The sequence below is a fragment of the Pedobacter ginsengisoli genome (assembly GCF_030244015.1).
Classification (GTDB): domain Bacteria; phylum Bacteroidota; class Bacteroidia; order Sphingobacteriales; family Sphingobacteriaceae; genus Pedobacter; species Pedobacter ginsengisoli.
The window spans coordinates 839599-856959 of record NZ_JASSYX010000002.1 but is presented as its reverse complement, the minus strand read 5'-3'; the positions used below and the strand labels follow the sequence as shown (position 1 = coordinate 856959).

The 17361-nt window shown below is 45.7% G+C and carries 12 protein-coding genes; 9 read left to right on the top strand and 3 right to left on the bottom strand.

Annotation, left to right across the window (positions count from 1 at the left end; all coding sequences use genetic code 11):
- Nucleotides 1-2: 2 nt before the first annotated feature.
- From QEP08_RS10800 to QEP08_RS10785, 4 genes are all read left to right on the top strand, one after another.
- Nucleotides 3-2168 carry a S9 family peptidase gene (locus tag QEP08_RS10800; protein ID WP_285057814.1) on the top strand — a complete coding sequence of 722 codons (2166 nt, stop codon included), beginning with the start codon at nt 3-5 and terminating at the stop codon, nt 2166-2168.
- 143 nt (nt 2169-2311) lie between these two features.
- A complete protein-coding gene (locus tag QEP08_RS10795; RefSeq protein WP_285057812.1) occupies nt 2312-3121 on the top strand; it encodes an MlaE family ABC transporter permease in 810 nt (269 codons plus the stop codon).
- Nucleotides 3122-3126: 5 nt separating this feature from the next.
- Complete coding sequence (locus QEP08_RS10790; protein ID WP_285057810.1) at nt 3127-3891, top strand: ABC transporter ATP-binding protein; 765 nt, start codon at nt 3127-3129, stop codon at nt 3889-3891.
- 5 nt (nt 3892-3896) lie between these two features.
- Complete coding sequence (locus QEP08_RS10785; RefSeq protein WP_285057809.1) at nt 3897-4883, top strand: MlaD family protein; 987 nt, start codon at nt 3897-3899, stop codon at nt 4881-4883.
- 35 nt (nt 4884-4918) lie between these two features.
- On the opposite strand, the gene QEP08_RS10780 is transcribed toward QEP08_RS10785, so the two are convergent.
- The gene (locus QEP08_RS10780) at nt 4919-6865 is read right to left on the bottom strand and encodes a PAS domain S-box protein (protein WP_285057808.1); all 1947 of its coding nucleotides are present in this window, start codon (nt 6863-6865) and stop codon (nt 4919-4921) included.
- Between the two features lie 125 nt (nt 6866-6990).
- On the opposite strand from QEP08_RS10780, the gene QEP08_RS10775 reads away from it, so the two are divergent.
- Nucleotides 6991-7860 (top strand): aldose 1-epimerase family protein, encoded by an 870-nt coding sequence (locus QEP08_RS10775; protein ID WP_285057807.1) that lies wholly within the window; start codon nt 6991-6993, stop codon nt 7858-7860.
- Nucleotides 7861-7948: 88 nt separating this feature from the next.
- Here the strand turns inward: QEP08_RS10775 and QEP08_RS10770 are convergent, their stop codons facing one another.
- Nucleotides 7949-8746, bottom strand: a complete 798-nt coding sequence (locus QEP08_RS10770) for a DUF4249 domain-containing protein (RefSeq protein WP_285057804.1) — start codon at nt 8744-8746, stop codon at nt 7949-7951.
- A 4-nt stretch (nt 8747-8750) separates the two neighbouring features.
- On the bottom strand, nt 8751-11081 hold the full coding sequence (locus QEP08_RS10765) for a TonB-dependent receptor (RefSeq protein ID WP_285057802.1): 2331 nt from the start codon (nt 11079-11081) through the stop codon (nt 8751-8753).
- 303 nt (nt 11082-11384) lie between these two features.
- On the opposite strand from QEP08_RS10765, the gene QEP08_RS10760 reads away from it, so the two are divergent.
- Genes QEP08_RS10760 through pdeM form a run of 4 tightly spaced genes read left to right on the top strand, consistent with a single transcriptional unit; the run spans nt 11385 to nt 17346 of the window.
- Nucleotides 11385-12428 carry a ligase-associated DNA damage response exonuclease gene (locus tag QEP08_RS10760; protein WP_285057800.1) on the top strand — a complete coding sequence of 348 codons (1044 nt, stop codon included), beginning with the start codon at nt 11385-11387 and terminating at the stop codon, nt 12426-12428.
- Complete coding sequence (locus QEP08_RS10755; RefSeq protein ID WP_285057797.1) at nt 12425-14017, top strand: ATP-dependent DNA ligase; 1593 nt, start codon at nt 12425-12427, stop codon at nt 14015-14017. The genes QEP08_RS10760 and QEP08_RS10755 overlap by 4 nt, the downstream gene beginning before the upstream one ends.
- 10 nt (nt 14018-14027) lie before the next feature.
- Nucleotides 14028-16721, top strand: a complete 2694-nt coding sequence (locus tag QEP08_RS10750) for a ligase-associated DNA damage response DEXH box helicase (RefSeq protein ID WP_285057795.1) — start codon at nt 14028-14030, stop codon at nt 16719-16721.
- Nucleotides 16711-17346, top strand: coding sequence for a ligase-associated DNA damage response endonuclease PdeM (gene pdeM / locus QEP08_RS10745; RefSeq protein ID WP_285057794.1), 636 nt, complete (start codon nt 16711-16713; stop codon nt 17344-17346). Before QEP08_RS10750 ends, pdeM begins: the two co-directional genes overlap by 11 nt.
- Nucleotides 17347-17361 lie beyond the last annotated feature (15 nt).

Genomic DNA, 17361 nt, shown 5'->3' with positions numbered 1-17361 from the left:
AAATGAACTTCAAAGACATCGTTTTTAAACTCGCATTCCTCTTTCTTGCCGCTCTTGCGCTGCCATCAGCGGCACAAGACATTAAATGGGCAAAAGATGGCAATTCTTATTATGAGATCTCCGCCGGAGAACTGGTTTCCATCACCCTGCCTGCAAATGACCGGAAGACCATTGTAAGCCGGAACCTGATCTATAGCAGCAGAAACAGCGGATTAGACAATTTTAAGGATTTCCAGATCTCTGAAGACGGCACCAAAGTACTGCTGTATACCAACAGTAAGAAAGTCTGGAGATATGAGACCCGCGGAGATTATTATGTCGCTGACCTAAAGACAAACCAGATCACACAGATCGGAAAGGGAAAACCGGCCTCCTCATTAATGTTTGCGAAATTCTCCCCCGATGGTAAAAAAGTAGCCTATGTAAGTAAACACAATCTTTATATAGATGATCTTGAAACCAAAACGACCAAAGCATTGACCACAGACGGTACAGACAGACTGATCAATGGTACCTTTGACTGGGTTTACGAAGAAGAATTTGATTGCAGGGACGGTTTCAGATGGAGTCCTGATGGCAAATCCATCGCCTACTGGCAAATTGACGCCACCAAAATCAGGAATTTCCTGATGATCAACAATACAGATTCCATCTATTCATATACCATTCCTGTTGAATATCCTAAAGTTGGCCAGGACCCCTCCGCCTGCAAAGTAGGGATCGTTGACATCGCAACAGCTAAAACCAGCTGGCTGAAAGTGCCAGGCGACCAGGTCCAGAACTATATACCGAGAATGGAATGGATCCCCAACAGCAATGAAGTGATATTGCAGCAGCTGAACAGGGAGCAAAATGTAAGCAAGCTTTATGTTGCTGATGCCGGCACGGGAAACATCAGCAATATCTATACAGAAACGGATAAAGCATGGATCGATGCGGGCAAGGGCTGGTACTGGGTCGCGGAAGGAAAAGAGTTCATCTGGTCCAGCGAGAAAGACGGCTGGCGCCACTTGTACAGGTTTAGCAAAGACGGTAAAAAGCAAACCCTGATTACCAAAGGCGATTATGACGTGATCGAGCAATCTATGATCGATGAAAAAAATGGCATTGTCTATTTTATCGCCTCACCCACAAATGCCACCCAGAAATACCTTTATAAAACCAAACTGTCCGGCGGTGCAAAACCTGAAATGGTCACCCCTTCTATTCTCCCCGGCACACATACTTATGACATCTCACCAAACGGCATATTTGCCCGGCACACTTACCAGACAGCTTCGGTTCCCCCGATAAAAGAATGGATGAAATTAACCACACTGAACCCGCTCACTATGGAAGGAAGTGTGACCAATCAGCTGGGTCGGATCAAACCGCCAAAAAACAAAGTAGAATTCTTTAAAATAAAAACAGAAGACGGGATTGAAGTGGACGGCTGGATGAAAAAGCCTGACAATTTTGACCAGACCAAAAAATATCCCGTCGTGTTTTATGTTTATGGAGAACCTGCCGGACAAACAGTAACGGACACCTGGGGTGCCGGCCAGAACGGACTCTACGCCGGTGACATGCCTAAAGATGGCTACATCTATATTTCGCTGGAGAACAGAGGCGCCCCCGCACCTAAGGGCAGGGAATGGCGCAAAAGTATTTTCCAGAACATCGGCAGGCTCAACATCCGTGACCAGGCCATGGCCGCTAAAAAAGTTTTGGAATGGCCGTTTGTGGATAAAGACCGCGTAGCCGTATGGGGCTGGAGCGGTGGCGGTTCATCTACCTTAAACCTCCTGTTCCAGTATCCCGAGATCTATAAAACCGGCATAGCGATAGCCGCAGTGGGCAATCAGCTGACCTACGACAACATCTATCAGGAACGGTACATGGGCTCGCCTTTGAAGAGTACCGAGGCCTATATCAAGGGCTCTCCCGTTACCTACGCGCAAAATTTAAAAGGCAATTTGCTGTATATACACGGAACCGGCGATGACAACGTTCACTATCAAAACGCGGAAATGCTGATCAATGAACTGATTAAGAACAGGAAAGTATTTCAAATGATGTCTTATCCGAACAGAACACACAGCATCAGCGAAGGTGACGGCACTTCTGAACACCTGGCACTAACGTATACTAAATTTTTACAAACTTATTGTCCGCCAGGAGGGAAATAAAAGATAAGATTTTCAACATCCTGACTATTTATGTAAAAAAGTAAATAACTTTGCGCAATTATGGCTCATGGTTTGTTAAGCAGTGTTTGTGCGCGCACCAAGGAGGATCCTGAATTGAACGGTATGAGAAGAAAGCCCTTTGCATGAAAAATAAAACTGATAACCCTGTAATTTTAGACGAAGAAGTTAAGCGCCCGGGCAAACTGTCCAGGATGTTTATTACGCTGAGCGATGTTTTTCAATTCATGGGCCGTTTCTTTAAGGAGGGTTTCCTTCCGCCTTATGAAGGCAAGGAGCTGATGAAACAATGTTACGATATCGGTTACCGCTCACTGGCATTGATCTCTCTGACCGGCTTTATCACAGGTGTCGTATTTACCAAACAATCCAGACCTTCCCTCGCTGAATTTGGCGCCACATCATGGCTTCCCTCCCTGGTCGGTATCGCATTATTAAGAACCCTCGCCCCTTTACTGACCTCGCTGATCGCAGCCGGGAAAGTAGGTTCAAGTATCGGCGCGGAACTTGGCTCCATGCGGGTAACCGAGCAAATCGACGCCATGGAGGTCTCCGCAACAAACCCGTTTAAATTTCTGGTCAGCACCAGGGTGCTCGCCGCCACGATAACCATCCCTATTCTTACCTTCTATACTGCAATGGTAGGTATGCTGGGTGCCTTGCTCAATGTATCAATGAGTGAAGGTACCAGTGCCAAACTGTTCTTTCAGTCTTCGCTGGAATCCATTTCTTTTCTGGACATTACGGCATCCACGATCAAAGCAGTTATTTTCGGCTTCACCATTGGTATGGTAGGCTGTTACCAGGGCTACAATTCCTCTAAAGGAACCGAAGGTGTGGGAAAAGCGGCCAATTCATCAGTAGTGATCGGAATGTTCCTCATCTTCATTGAAGAAGTGGTATCTGTTCAGTTCTTTGGTTTATTCAGAACATAACCTTTATGACAAAAGAACAAATCAGCCCCGAAAAAGTAATAGAAGTCAAAGGATTGTATAAATCTTTTGGCAACTACCATGTACTCAAAGGCGTAGACCTTCACCTGAACAAACGGGAGAATCTTGTAGTACTGGGAAAATCCGGTACAGGAAAATCAGTACTGATCAAGATTCTGGTCGGCCTGCTCACACCCGACCAGGGAGAAGTGCTTGTACTGAACCAGCATGTAGACCGCATCACTTACAAAGAATTGCTGGCATTACGGCTTAAAGTTGGCTTTTCTTTTCAGAACAGCGCCCTCTACGACAGTATGACCGTAAGAGAAAACCTTGAATTTCCGCTTGTACGCAACCAGAGGAGACTGACTAAAGGCGAAGTAAACAGCGCTGTTGAGGAAATGCTCGACGCCGTTGGCCTGCTGCACACCATCAACCAGATGCCATCAGAACTTTCCGGCGGACAACGAAAAAGAATTGGTGTGGCGCGCACACTGATCCTCAGACCTGAAATCATGCTTTATGATGAACCGACAGCAGGACTTGACCCCATCACCTGTTTAGAGATCAATAGCTTAATCAATGAAGTGCAGGAGCGTTTTCATACCAGTTCCATCATCATCACACACGACCTGACCTGCGCTAAGGCGGTGGGCAACAGAGTGGCCATGCTGCTCGACGGCAAATTTGAACGCCAGGGTACTTTTGAAGAAGTGTTCAATACCGCTGACGAACGGGTAAAACCATTTTACGATTACAATTTTATACAATAGAAATTATGCAGGCATCAGACAATCGCCGTAAGATAACAGTAGGAATATTTATTTTTCTTGGCCTGGCGATATTCATAGTAGGAGTATTTACACTGGGAAGCCAGAAAAAAGCTTTTGTTAAAAGCTTTACCGTTGATGTCGTTTTCAATGACATACAAGGCGTTAAAGCCGGCAATAACGTATGGTTTTCGGGTGTAAAGATCGGAACCATCAAAAAGATCCAGTTTTACGGGACCTCGCAAGTGCAGGTATTTTTAAATATTGAAGAAGAAGCGCACAAGTACATCCATAAAGATGCATCGGCAAGCATCAGTTCTGACGGACTGATCGGCAACAAGATCATCGTGATCACAGGCGGCACCCCCAAGTTTCCATTCGTTGAAGACGGCGACCGGCTGAGGGTAAACACTACCCTTTCAACCGATGACATCATGAAAACGTTTCAAGTCAACAACAAAAACCTGGTAGATGTGACCTCAGACTTTAAAATTCTGGCCAGAAGCCTGGTAGAAGGAAAAGGAACAGCCGGCACCTTATTGACCGATGAGCAGGTTGCTGCCGACTTTAAATCTATTGTCGTAAACCTGAAAAACACAACGGCTGCCGCCAATAAAATGGCAATGGAGCTCAATACCTTTACCAAAACCCTCAACACTAAAGGTGGCCTCGCCGACAAACTACTGACCGATACCGCTGTATTCGCAAAACTGCAGGCCTCTGTTGATGAACTACAGAAAACCGCCAGCTCTGCATCAGCACTGACTGAAAACCTCAACAAAGCTTCGGCTAAACTAACCCAAACAGATAATGCCGTAGGTGTCCTGCTGAACGACCAAAAAACAGCAGAGCAGGTAAAATCCATTGTGAAAAACATGGAGACCAGCAGTCAGAAACTGGACGAGAACCTGGAGGCATTGCAGCATAATTTTCTTTTAAGGGGATTTTTCAAGAAGAAAGCCAAAGAAGAGGCGGCTGCTAAAAAGGAAAATTAATTCATCAGGCAGGCCGGCTTTACTTAAAAATCTGCTTACTTAAAATAGATCTTGAAGGTCGTTCCTTCATCCAATACACTTTGAACGGTAACCATACCGCTCATGGCATCGATCTGATTTTTAGAAATGAAAAGTCCCAGGCCTTTTGAATCGGGGTTTTCCGTAAAGGTTTTATACATTCCAAAAAGCTGGTCGCCAAATTTATCCAGGTCAATCCCAATCCCATTATCCGAAACCTCAAGCACGACCTGGTCGTTCTCGCGGTAACTGTTTAGTCTGATGAGCGGCCTGCGGTCCGGATGACTATACCTGATGGCGTTAAAGATGAAATTCAGCAAAACGCTTTCCAGATACGCCGGATTATAATTTACCATAGTATCAGCCGGAACATCATTGCGAATATCTACTGATTTTACATTGATCTGGTCCCTCAAAACATTAAGGGTCCGCCCTATATAATCACTTAGGTTAAGCGGCACAGTGATCACATCTATGCTGGTCTGAATATTGACCACATTGTTCAGATTGACCATTGTTTCATCCAGTGAAGCCGATACCGTTTTCAGCAGTGCGACCAGTTCTTTCTTTTCCTGCTCAGAAGAACTCTGCTCTATCAGGCCTGCGATTGCCTGTATATTGCTGGTATGAGACCTCAGGTTATGCGAAACAATGTAAGAGAAGTTCAGCAGGCGTTTGTTCTGCTCCGTAATCATATTTATAGAATTGTTCCGGTCAGTCACATCCTCCAGGATCATAATATTGCTCTCAGACCCGTCTGTTTCATCCAGCAGGGGTGTTTCTATAAGATTTGCCCATTTTACACTCCCATTCTTATGAATGTATTGCCGTCGATTCTGACTATCGGCACTTAAATCTGCCTGCCCTTGCAGATTACCCGTTTTTTTCCGATCTGAATAGCTGATGTCTTTCAAACTTAATTTGAAAAGTTCAAGCTCAGTATATCCCAGAATCTTACATAATTCCTTGTTCACCTGCAAAAACCTCCCGTCAGCAGCACTGATCAGCGCTATTCCGATTGGAGCTTCTTCAAAAATGGTTTTAAACTTCATTTCAGTCTCAATGAGCTTAGAAGCCTGGTTATCGACCACATTTTGCAGTTCCAGATGCTTTTTTAAAAGCTTTGTGATGAGCAAGCTGTTCAATATGGCCAGAGATAAACCAAATAATAACGAATATATCAGCTGAATAAAGATGTCATACCTGTTTTTTGAAACCAGATAAATCTTCCAGTTCCCATCAGAAATAGCTACAGATCCATAAATATGGTCTGAAAAACTGGTATCACCCGGAAGAAAAAACTCCTCTTTTTTACTGGAAATATTATACCTCGAAAACTGGAAATAAAATTTTTCATTCTTTTTACCGGCAATACCTGTCTCTTTCAGAAAGGTATCCAGTCTAATAACGACCGCAGAAAATCCCCAAAATTTATCCTTATTGTATACAGGAAGCCTGCCCACAATACCTATTCCACCCTGCTTCAACTGATTAGGCCCTGTAAAATACATCTTTCCAGACCGGATAGACTGTCGTGCCCTCATAGAATGCTCATCCGTTATCGTAAAGATATTCGCATTTAAAGCCCCTTCATTACCTTTCAACGGGTAGATATACTTAATAATGCCGTTAGGTACCAGCTGCACTGCCAGAAAGCTGGAATTAGAGTCAATCAGCTTTGCAGCAACAGCTTCAAAATTTTCAGGTTCGCCATTGTCCCTGATGGTGAGCGCAAGCGTCAGCGCAGTAGTATAACTGTCCCTTAACCTCTGCTCCACATTTTGTTTTACCGCATCAAGGACATGCTCGATTTCATGATGTTCTGTTTCCTTTAAAAAGTGATACCGCTGATTCGTGATCAGTCCAATAAGAATCAGCAGGACCAGGAAAACAAGTAATCCTGTAAGTGCCGGCCTGCTCATTAGCCATCCTGTTATCGTTACCGTTTTTTTTACAGTGCCCATAGTAAGTTACAATTTATACAGATGACCCGATACATCTTCATAAACCTAGTCAAACAACCGCAATAATGCAAGGCATATGAGTTTAGATAAACTGAATTTACTATTTTAGCAATTCAGTGAAAAATATGATCTCGATAGAAAATGAATATGTTAAAGCAGTTTTTTCAGCAAAAGGTGCTGAGCTGCAAAACTTTAAAAGCAAAGAAACTGATACTGAATACTTGTGGAACGGAAATCCCCAATTCTGGGGGAAGTTCAGCCCTGTATTGTTCCCAATAGTCGGCGGACTTAAAGACAACACTTACCTGGTCAATGGTCAGAAATATAATCTCCCGCGCCATGGCTTCGCCAGGGACCGTGAATTTAAAGCGAACCAGACCAGCGCAACTGAAATCACCTTTACCCTTACTCATGATGAGGATACTTTAAAAGTATATCCTTTTAAATTCGCACTGGCACTGCACTATAAAATTGAAGGCAAAAGCCTCTCCTGTACTTATCACGTCACCAATACTGATGATCAGAACACCTTGTTGTTTTCAGTAGGCGGCCATCCGGCATTTGCCACCCCGACCGGTCATGAACTCACTTACGATGACTATTTTTTGGTTTTCAATAAGGACACTGAGCTGGTTTACCATAAAATACACAGCGATCTGATCAGCGATGAAACCGACACCATAGAACTGGACAAAAATGTTTTGCGTTTGAATCATAAGCTCTTTTACGAAGATGCGCTGGTATTTAAAACCCTAAAAAGTAACCGGATCACCCTGCGCAACCGAAGGAATCCGCGCGGCCTGCATTTTGACTTTGACGGCTTCCCGTTTTTCGGCATATGGGCCGCAAAAGACGCAGACTTTGTATGCCTGGAACCCTGGTGCGGAATCGCTGACGGTACAGACCATGATCAGAACCTGGAAACAAAAGAAGGCATCGTCAGTTTGCAGACCGGCGAAAACTGGGAACGCAGCTGGTCAGTCAGTTGTTTTTGACAATTCTTTTTGACAGTTTAGTTTAAAGGCCCTTTAAACCAGCACGCCAGCCTTCTGCCCTTATCGTCAATACCAAACATCCTGGCTGTTAAGGTTTCTTAATTAACGCAGTACGTTTACTGGAGGTATAAGTATTAAACACACCCAGTGCCCCATTACTGAAGTTTGAAGGCGGGTTTTCCGGAGAAACCGGCGGCCCGCCATCTCCGGAGATCTGTTCCAGCGTAAAGAAGTATTTATAGACCGGCCTGCTTATACACTGCAATTCCACCTCAAGTGTATCCCCGTTCGTCAGGTCGTCAAGCTCATAGTACAATACATTGGCCACATGATTGCCATTGTTAAAACGGTCATCACTAACCGCATCCTCCTCTACTTTGTCTTTTACCTTCAAAATATACCGGTACTGATCCGCGGTATATCCCGGATCCTCAAAATTCGCGGCAATGTAAGTATTTATACTGCCAAAGAAATCAAACTGTTTGAAGGTCAATGAGTCAAGCGACACTTTAAAAGGCATCGCCGAAACCGAAACATAGGTCTTGCCCTCCACCGTCACCGTCATGGTGTATTCCACACCCGGTTTGCCGCGCATCCTGGGGCTTTTGTAAACCCCTTTTACCGCAGTCTCATTGAAATTTACTACATCACCATCAAAGGTAGTCAATACCACCTTGGCCCCGCTGATGCCGTTGAATTTATTGCTTTCTGAAAAGCTGTAGGTTTTAGAAACTCTTACGGTCTGGTTTTCAAATTGATCGTTGACATTGGCGTCAATCACTATGCGCGGATCCGCGTTATCAAGATCAAGCTTGATTACTTTTTCACAGCCCATCATCCCCAGTACACAAAGCACTGCCCCGATCAGGTATATTCTTTTCATCATCTTGTTAAAATTTAAAATTCCAGGTTACCGAAGGAATGATCCCAAACAATGTGGTACGCACCACCTGGGTTTTAGTAGCGTCATCAGGATCATCTTTAAAGTCAATAGCGAACGCATTCTGACGGTTGTATAAATTATAAATGCCAAACGACCAGCTGGACTGCAGCCTTCTTCCCGGCCTGCCCTCGAGCGTTGCGGATACATCCAAACGATGGTATGCCGGTGTGCGGTAGCCATTTTTATCGGTATAATAAAATACGGTACGCCCATTGATCTGGTATTTTCCGCTCGGATAAGTCACCGCATTTCCGGTGTTGTAGACAAACACCGAAGAAAAAGTCCACCTGGAAGTGGCCTTGAAAATGCCTACCAGAGACAGATCATGTGTCCGGTCCTGCTTTGCGTTGAACCATTTGGCGCTGTTGATGGCATCAAACTTGCGCTCTGTTTTTGACAGGGTATAGCCTATCCAGCCGTTAAACCGTCCATATCTTTTTTTCAGGAACAGTTCAATACCATAGGCACGGCCATCTCCGTACAGCAGATCCGCTTCGACATTACTGTTGCCCCTCAAATCTGTTCCACTTCTGTATTCAATCTGGTTCTGCATCAATTTATAATAGATCTCAGCCGAAAACTCATATCTATTGTCATTGAAATTCTTAAAAAAACCAGTAGCGATCTGATCGGCAATTTCAGGTTTTACATTATTGCTGTTCATGATGTACAGGTCCGTAGGTGAAGTCGACGTAGAATTGGACATCAGATGCACATTCTGGACATTTCGGGTGTAAGCGGCTTTCAAAGAACTATTGGGGCTGATCTGAAAATTCGCTGAAATCCTCGGTTCCGCGTTGATGTAATTTTTAATGATCTGGCCTTTTTTATAAGGAATCACTTCGAGGGTATTCCCGTCTTCATCATAGGTTTTAAAATTTCCAGGACCAGTCGGTGAAAAACTGCTCATCCTCAGACCGTAGACGACGTTTATTTTGTCACTTAGGGCCCATTCATCAGATATATAAGCAGCCAGCTCAATGCCTTTCCTGCTCTCATAATTGGCCTGGTTTACACTCGATTCGCCTGTTGTATTGATCTTGCCCGGTTCAATGGTATGGCTAATGGCATTGATACCAAATTTAAGACTGTGTTTAGCGCTCAGGCTATATTCAAAGTCCTCTTTGATGTTGTAATTTTTGATCGCAGAATTGACCTCAAAATTATTTTCTTCCATCAGGTTCCTGATCACATAATTATAATTGCTGTAGATCAGTGACGTATTGGAAAACAAGCGGTCACTGAACAAATGGTTCCAGCGCAGCGTTACCGTCGAATTCCCCCAGTTGAAACCAAATGTTTCATTGATCCCCAGGTTGTCTCTGCCAAAATATCCGGAAAGAAACAGCGTATTCTTATCGTCGATCTGGTAATTGGCCTTGGCATTCAAATCATAAAAATACAAGGTATTGCCCCGCACAGAACTGTCCGGCGACAATGCAAGAAAAGCATCAATATAGGTCCTTCTTGCGCTGATCATGAATGCCCCCTTATCTTTTACAATGGGTGCTTCGACCTTTAGCCGTGAAGAGATCAGACCAAGCCCGCCTTCGGTGGTAAATTGCTTGCGGTTTCCCTCGTTCATTTTTATATCCAGAACTGAAGACAGCCGGCCGCCGTATTGTGCCGGCATACCGCCTTTGTAAACACTTACATCCTTAATGGCATCAGAGTTGAAAGTCGAGAAAAAACCCAGCAAATGTGAAGCGTTGTAAACCGGGGCCTCATCCAGCAGGATCAGGTTTTGATCCGTAGAACCACCCCTGACATAAAAACCACTGTTGCCCTCCCCTGCAGATTTAATACCCGGCAGCAGCTGCAAGGTCTTCAGCACATCCCGCTCCCCAAGCAGAACAGGTACGTTGTTGATCTCTTTCACAGTGATCTTTTGCAGGCCCATCTGCGGATTGACTACATTTTCATTTCTTTTTTCAGCCGCGATGACCACTTCATTGAGCTGGTTACTTTCTGTCAGGGCGATATTCAATTTCAGAGATTTGCTCAGGTCAACAGTTTGTGTATCTGTCTTGTAGCCGATAAAACTTACCGCAAGCTCATACTTCCCCGCGGGTACACTGATTGAGTAAAACCCGTATGAATTGGTAACTGCACCGGTTGAAACGGGGCCAACAAGCTTTACACTGGCTCCGATCAGCGTTTCACCGGAGCCTGAATCGGTGACATTGCCGTTAATGGTTAATTTATTTTGTGCTAATGAGAACTGGCTGAAAGATAGAAGTGTAAAAAGAATCAGTACAAGTCTTTGTATATTTGGCATTCGTTATATCTTAGATGGTAAAAATATAAAAGAAAAACTACAACACCATACCTATCCATTTTATTTCTGTTCTGCACAAATTCCAGACCCTTTTCGGTATGAGTGAAAACGTACTGCTGTATACTTTTGTAGATCCTTTCTTAATCCTTTATAGATCCTTTGTAGATCCTTTGTAGATCTGCAGACCTATAAAAGATCTTGTAAAGATGTATTGCCGTTCCTGCCAAAATCTATTAAATTGTAGGGCAGTAACTCTGCAGATACTCATCAAAACTTTATCTGTATTGCTTTTGTTGTTAGCCAATGGCACTCATCTCTTTTACCAATAAAGGAATATACTGCATACCGGGCGGGTTTTACATCGATCCCTGGCGGCCGGTTGACCTGGCAGTGACCACCCATGGCCATGCCGATCATGTAAAATGGGGCAATAAGGCCTATTTGTGCCATGAACTGACCAAACCCATTTTAAACCAGAGGCTCGGCCCGGACCTGACCATTGAAACCCTGCCCTACAATAAGGAAATAACGATCAATGGTGTAAAGGTAAGTCTTTTTCCCGCAGGTCACGTGATCGGATCTGCGCAGGTCCGGCTGGAATATAAAGGAGAGATTTGTGTCGTATCCGGCGACTACAAAACAGAATATGACGGCATCAGCACTCAATTTGAACCCGTAAAGTGCCATACTTTCGTGTCTGAAAGTACATTTGGATTGCCAATCTATAAATGGCAGCCACAGGAAACGATCTTTTCGGAGATCAGGAACTGGGTCTCTGAAAACCATGACCGCAATAAAACAAGTGTACTGGTTGCCTATAGCCTGGGTAAGGCACAGCGTCTGATAAAAGGCCTCGCCGGTTACAGCGACATTTATGTTCACAACGCTATAGCCAATCTCAATGAACGTTTCATCGGTGCAGGTGTGGATCTACCTGAAACCCAAAGGATAACCCCGGAAATAAAGAAGGATGAACTGCAGAAAGGAATTGTGATTGTACCTCCTGCTCTGGCCGACGGCCGCTGGATCAAAAGCCTTATTGGCCCTGCTACAGGCATTTGCAGCGGCTGGATGCAGGTTAGGGCGGGCAGAAGATGGCGCAGTGCTGATGCCGGATTTGCATTGAGTGACCATGCCGACTGGCCGGGTCTGTTGGCTGCGATCAAAGAAACGGGTGCTGAAAAAGTATTCGTTACCCATGGTTATACGGCGACGTTTTCAAAGTACCTGAATGAAATTGGGATTGAAGCGGAAGAAGTAAAAACGCAATACGGCAATGAGGAAGAAGAAGAAAAAGTGGAAATAAGTGCAGATGCCGGTCAGAAAATACAGGAGGATGCCGTATGAGGCGATTTACAGAACTGATCCGCCAGCTGGAGATGAGCAACAAGACCAACGATAAGATTGCTGCCCTGGTTGATTATTTTACGGAAGCTGATGATCTGGACAAGCCCTATGTGATCGCCATGTTTACCGGAAAAAGACCCAAACGGCCTGTCAATACGGCTTTGATCCGCCAATGGGCGGTAGAACTGAGCGGCATTCCGGAATGGCTGTTTGCAGAGAGTTATCACAATGTAGGCGACCTCAGTGAGACCATAGCACTGGTATTGCCGGAGGCGGAGCACAAGACCAACCGCAAGCTGCATGAATGGATCAATGGCCTTTCTGCATTGAACGGCAAGACGGATGAGGAGAAAAAAGAATTCATTTTAAACGCCTGGAACAGCCTGGAAACCCAGGAACGCTTCATTTTCAATAAGCTGATCTCGGGAAACTTCAGGATCGGGGTTTCCAATAAAATGCTGGTCAATGCGCTGGCCAAACAAAGCGACATGGAGAGCAACAAGGTGATGCACAGCATTATGGGCAAATGGCAGCCCTGGGAGATCAGCTATGAGGACCTGATGGCCGGGGCGCATGTGAACACCGACAATTCATGGCCTTACCCTTTTTGCCTGGCCTATGCGCTGGAAGCGGAGCCTGCTGCTTTGGGAGCTGTGTCTGACTGGCAGGCGGAATGGAAATGGGATGGCATCCGGGGGCAGATTGTGAAACGGAATGGTGAGCTGTTCATCTGGTCCCGGGGTGAAGAGCTGGTTACAGCGCAGTTTCCTGAGCTGCATTTTCTGGCTGATGAACTGGAGGACGGTACGGTTCTGGATGGAGAGATACTTGCAGTGAAGAACGGTAATGTGCTAGCGTTTAGTGTCTTGCAGCAGAGATTAAACAGAAAAACCATCAATAAGTCGCAGCTCAGCGATGCGCCGATTGGTTTTTACACTTATGACCTGCTCGAGTATGAAGGGCGTGACCTGAGAGAAGAACCTCTCGAAAACCGGCGGTCTGTACTGGTCAGGACCGTCAGCGGTTTGAAAACCCAAGATATAGTGGTCCTTTCTCCTGTCGTAGAGTTTACAGACTGGGAAGATCTTGCAGAGCAGAGAAAAGGCTCAAGGGAGATCAACAGCGAGGGCATTATGCTCAAGAAGCTGGATTCTCTCTACCATTCCGGCAGGAAACGGGGCGACTGGTGGAAATGGAAGGTCAATCCTTACACGGTGGATACCGTGATGATCTACGCACAGAAAGGCAGCGGACGCAGGGCAAACTTCTTTACAGATTATACCTTTGCGGTCCGCGATGGCGACCAGCTGATCACGGTAGCGAAGGCTTACTCGGGCCTGACGGACAAAGAAATAAAAGAAGTAAATTCGTTTGTGGTAAAGAACGCGATAGAGAAATTTGGTCCGGTAAGGACGGTGAAACCGGAATTGGTGTTTGAGATCGCTTTTGAAGGGATCGCAGAGAGCAAAAGGCACAAAGCTGGCCTTGCTTTGCGGTTTCCGCGGATTGCCAGGTGGCGAAAAGATAAAAAAGCCGATGAGATCAATACGCTGGATGATCTGAGGCAATTGTTGCAATCTACTTTATAGCGCTTTTGACATGGAGAAGAGCAGATCAGCTAAACCAGCGGTATTAAAAAAAAGGACAGCAGACAAGCCATTGCCGCTGGAGAAAAGCAGCGGTTATAAGCAGGTGATGCAATGGCTGAAGTCCGGTAGGAAAAAGCCCTTTAAGTTTCAAACGGATGCCTGGGCATATTATGCGGAAGGTTATAGTGGCCTGGTCAATGCCCCTACGGGCTTTGGAAAAACTTTTTCTTTGTTTCTGGCGGTTGTGATTGATGAGCTGAACAAAAGGGCTGATCCGGAGCATTCGAACACAGTGATTAAGTCCCCAGTTCCAAACCTGCAGCAACAGATTGGTAAAGATCTGAAGGAAGATTTTAAGGACCTGGCGGAAGATTTCAATAAAAAAAGCGGAAATACTAAAAAAACGACAAACAGGAAAAAACAGGACGCCGGATTAAAGCTGATCTGGATTACGCCTTTGCGGTCGCTGGCCAAAGATCTTGCCCGTGCCATGCGGGAGGTCTGTGAGGAGCTGCAAATGGACTGGACGGTGGGTGTGCGAAATGGTGATACTCCACAAAATGAGAAGCTGAAGCAAAAGAAACAAATGCCTGAGGTGCTGATCATTACCCCGGAAAGTATGCACCTGTTGCTGGCGCAAAAAAGCACTTTCAATTATTTTGAGCATTTGCAGTGTATTGTGGCCGACGAATGGCATGAACTGCTGGGCAGTAAACGGGGGGTGATGGCGGAACTGGCCATCTCCAGGATCAAGGGATTGCTGAAGGCTCAGCATCCGGAAAGGCTGCTCAGGATCTGGGGCATATCGGCTACCATCGGAAATATTGAACAGGCGCTGGATGTGCTTGTGCCTTATGAAGATGTGCTGAAGACCATCATTAAAGCCGATATAGAGAAAAAGATCGTCATCAGGTCTATTATGCCCGACCATATAGATATGCTGCCCTGGGCGGGCCATTTGGGGCATAAGCTGGCGCATAAGCTCCTTCCTATCATTTACAAAAGCAAAACCACACTGATCTTTACCAATACCCGGGGACAGGCTGAGCTCTGGTACCAGACCCTGCTTGCCAAAGATGAGAATCTGGCGGGCCTGCTGGCCATTCACCATGGTTCTATTGACCACGAACTGAGAAACTGGATAGAGGAGTCCATACATACAGGTGCGCTAAAGGCTGTTGTGAGTACTTCTTCACTCGATCTGGGGGTGGATTTTAAGCCTGTGGATACGGTGGTGCAGATCGGATCGCCTAAAGGTGTTGCGCGGTTTTTACAGCGTGCCGGCCGCAGCGGACATTCGCCTCATGAGACTTCAAAGATCTACTTCCTGCCCACCCATGCGCTCGAACTGGTGGAGGCCGCAGCCATAAAAGAAGCCGCAAGGACACAGGACATCGAGAGCCGGGAGCCGGTGGTGATGTCTTTTGATGTGCTGATCCAGTACCTGGTCACGCTGGCTGTCGGAGATGGCTTTGACGATGAACAGGTCTTTTTTGAGGTGAAGCAAACGCATGCTTTCCGGGAATTACTGCCCCAGGAATGGAGCTGGATCATGCAGTTCATCACTACAGGTGGAGATAGTTTAACCGCTTATAATGAGTTCAGTAAGGTTTCTAAAGTCGATGGACTCTGGAAAGTGGAAAGCAGACAGATCGCCTTGAGGCACAGGCTGCATATCGGTACGATTGTGAGCGATGCGATGATCAAGGTGAAATATCTGACGGGTGGTTTTGTAGGCATGGTGGAAGAGTCTTTTGTGTCGAAAATGAAACCGGGCAGCAATTTTACGCTTGCCGGCCGGGTGCTGGAATTCATCATGATCAAGGAAATGATGGTACTGGTGCGCAAGAGCAAACAGAAGACCGCCATGAGCCCAAGCTGGATGGGTGGCCGCATCTCCCTGACGGCAAACCTGGGGGCGATATTGCGCAAGAAGTACAATGAGACCTTGTATAAGCAGCATGATGACGAGGAACTTGACTTTATCCTTCCTTTATTTCAGCGGCAGGCGAAGGTATCGCATGTACCTAAGGATGATGAGTTTTTGATTGAGCTGATCAACACAAAAGACGGTTACCACTTCTTTGCCTATCCTTTTGAAGGCCGGCAGGTGCATGAGATCATGGCGTCACTGGTCGCCTACCGGCTGGGCCGTTTGAAACCCATTACGTTTTCTATTGCCATGAACGATTATGGTTTTGAACTCCTGAGCGAACAGCCAATTCCGCTGGATGAAGAAAACATCAAGTCACTTTTCAGTCCTGATGACCTTTCGGCAGATATCATCGCCAGCATCAATGCTACTGAAATGGCACGAAGAAAGTTCAGGGACATTGCTTGTATTTCGGGTTTGGTGTTTCAGGGTTATCCCGGCAAGTATGTGGCAAACAAGCACCTGCAGTCTTCTGCCGCATTATTTTTCAACGTTTTTAGTGATTATGATAAACATAACCTATTATTGCGGCAGGCTTATGATGAGGCTTTTTATCAGCAGATAGAGGAACCACGGCTGGCAGCGGCCCTGCACAGGATCCAGGCCAGCAAGGTGGTCATTGTAAAAACAGACAGCTATACGCCTTTGTGTTTTCCGATCAAAGTGGATAGCTTGCGTGACAACATGAGTTCTGAAGAACTGAGCCAGAGAATTGAAAGAATGACTGCCGAGGCAGAAAAGAAAAACACAAGAAAGAAGAATGATCGTTGAGTGCAGCGGAGAGCAACTGGTATTGAGCAAGGAACGGGCAGTGTATTGGAGACGGGAAAAGATGCTGATCATCAGTGACCTTCATATTGGTAAGTCTGCGCATTTTAGAAAATCAGGCATTCAGGTGCCTCATACGGTAGGATTGACGGACCTGCAAAGACTGACAAGCCTTGTTAAAGAATATCTCACTGAAGTACTGCTGGTTACAGGAGATATGTTCCACAATAACATGAACAGTGACGCCAACGCCTTTCTGGAGTGGCGCAGCCGGTATCCCGTTTTAAAAGTAGTTCTGGTAAAAGGAAATCACGATGCGCTGAAGAATGAGGATTATGAAGCGTTGGGTATTGAGGTGCACAACAAGGAACTGCTTTGTGCACCCTTCCGGTTTATCCACGACAAGCCCCGTGAATTTGACAGTTATTATAATATTACCGGACACGTCCACCCCGGTGTGGTCATTTACGGCAGGGCAAGACAGCAGTTGAAGTTTCCCTGTTTTTATTTTGCTGAACACTGCCTGGTCATGCCGGCATTTAGTGTATTCACCGGCCTCAAGATTGTTAAACCTGAACAGGGAGACAGGTTCTATGCGATCACTCCGGAGAAGGTGCTGAAGGTTTGAGATGTTTGGCGCTTG

Excerpts from the sequence above, each read along its gene's own strand:
- QEP08_RS10800 (WP_285057814.1), top strand. The coding sequence starts at position 3 with ATGAACTTCAAAGACATCGTTTTTAAACTCGCATTCCTCTTTCTTGCC.
- QEP08_RS10780 (WP_285057808.1), bottom strand. The coding sequence starts at position 6,865 with ATGGGCACTGTAAAAAAAACGGTAACGATAACAGGATGGCTAATGAGC.
- QEP08_RS10790 (WP_285057810.1), top strand. The coding sequence starts at position 3,127 with ATGACAAAAGAACAAATCAGCCCCGAAAAAGTAATAGAAGTCAAAGGA.
- QEP08_RS10755 (WP_285057797.1), top strand. The coding sequence starts at position 12,425 with ATGAGGCGATTTACAGAACTGATCCGCCAGCTGGAGATGAGCAACAAG.
- pdeM (WP_285057794.1), top strand. The coding sequence starts at position 16,711 with ATGATCGTTGAGTGCAGCGGAGAGCAACTGGTATTGAGCAAGGAACGG.
- QEP08_RS10770 (WP_285057804.1), bottom strand. The coding sequence starts at position 8,746 with ATGATGAAAAGAATATACCTGATCGGGGCAGTGCTTTGTGTACTGGGG.
- QEP08_RS10765 (WP_285057802.1), bottom strand. The coding sequence starts at position 11,081 with ATGCCAAATATACAAAGACTTGTACTGATTCTTTTTACACTTCTATCT.
- QEP08_RS10785 (WP_285057809.1), top strand. The coding sequence starts at position 3,897 with ATGCAGGCATCAGACAATCGCCGTAAGATAACAGTAGGAATATTTATT.
- QEP08_RS10775 (WP_285057807.1), top strand. The coding sequence starts at position 6,991 with ATGATCTCGATAGAAAATGAATATGTTAAAGCAGTTTTTTCAGCAAAA.
- QEP08_RS10760 (WP_285057800.1), top strand. The coding sequence starts at position 11,385 with ATGGCACTCATCTCTTTTACCAATAAAGGAATATACTGCATACCGGGC.
- QEP08_RS10795 (WP_285057812.1), top strand. The coding sequence starts at position 2,312 with ATGAAAAATAAAACTGATAACCCTGTAATTTTAGACGAAGAAGTTAAG.
- QEP08_RS10750 (WP_285057795.1), top strand. The coding sequence starts at position 14,028 with ATGGAGAAGAGCAGATCAGCTAAACCAGCGGTATTAAAAAAAAGGACA.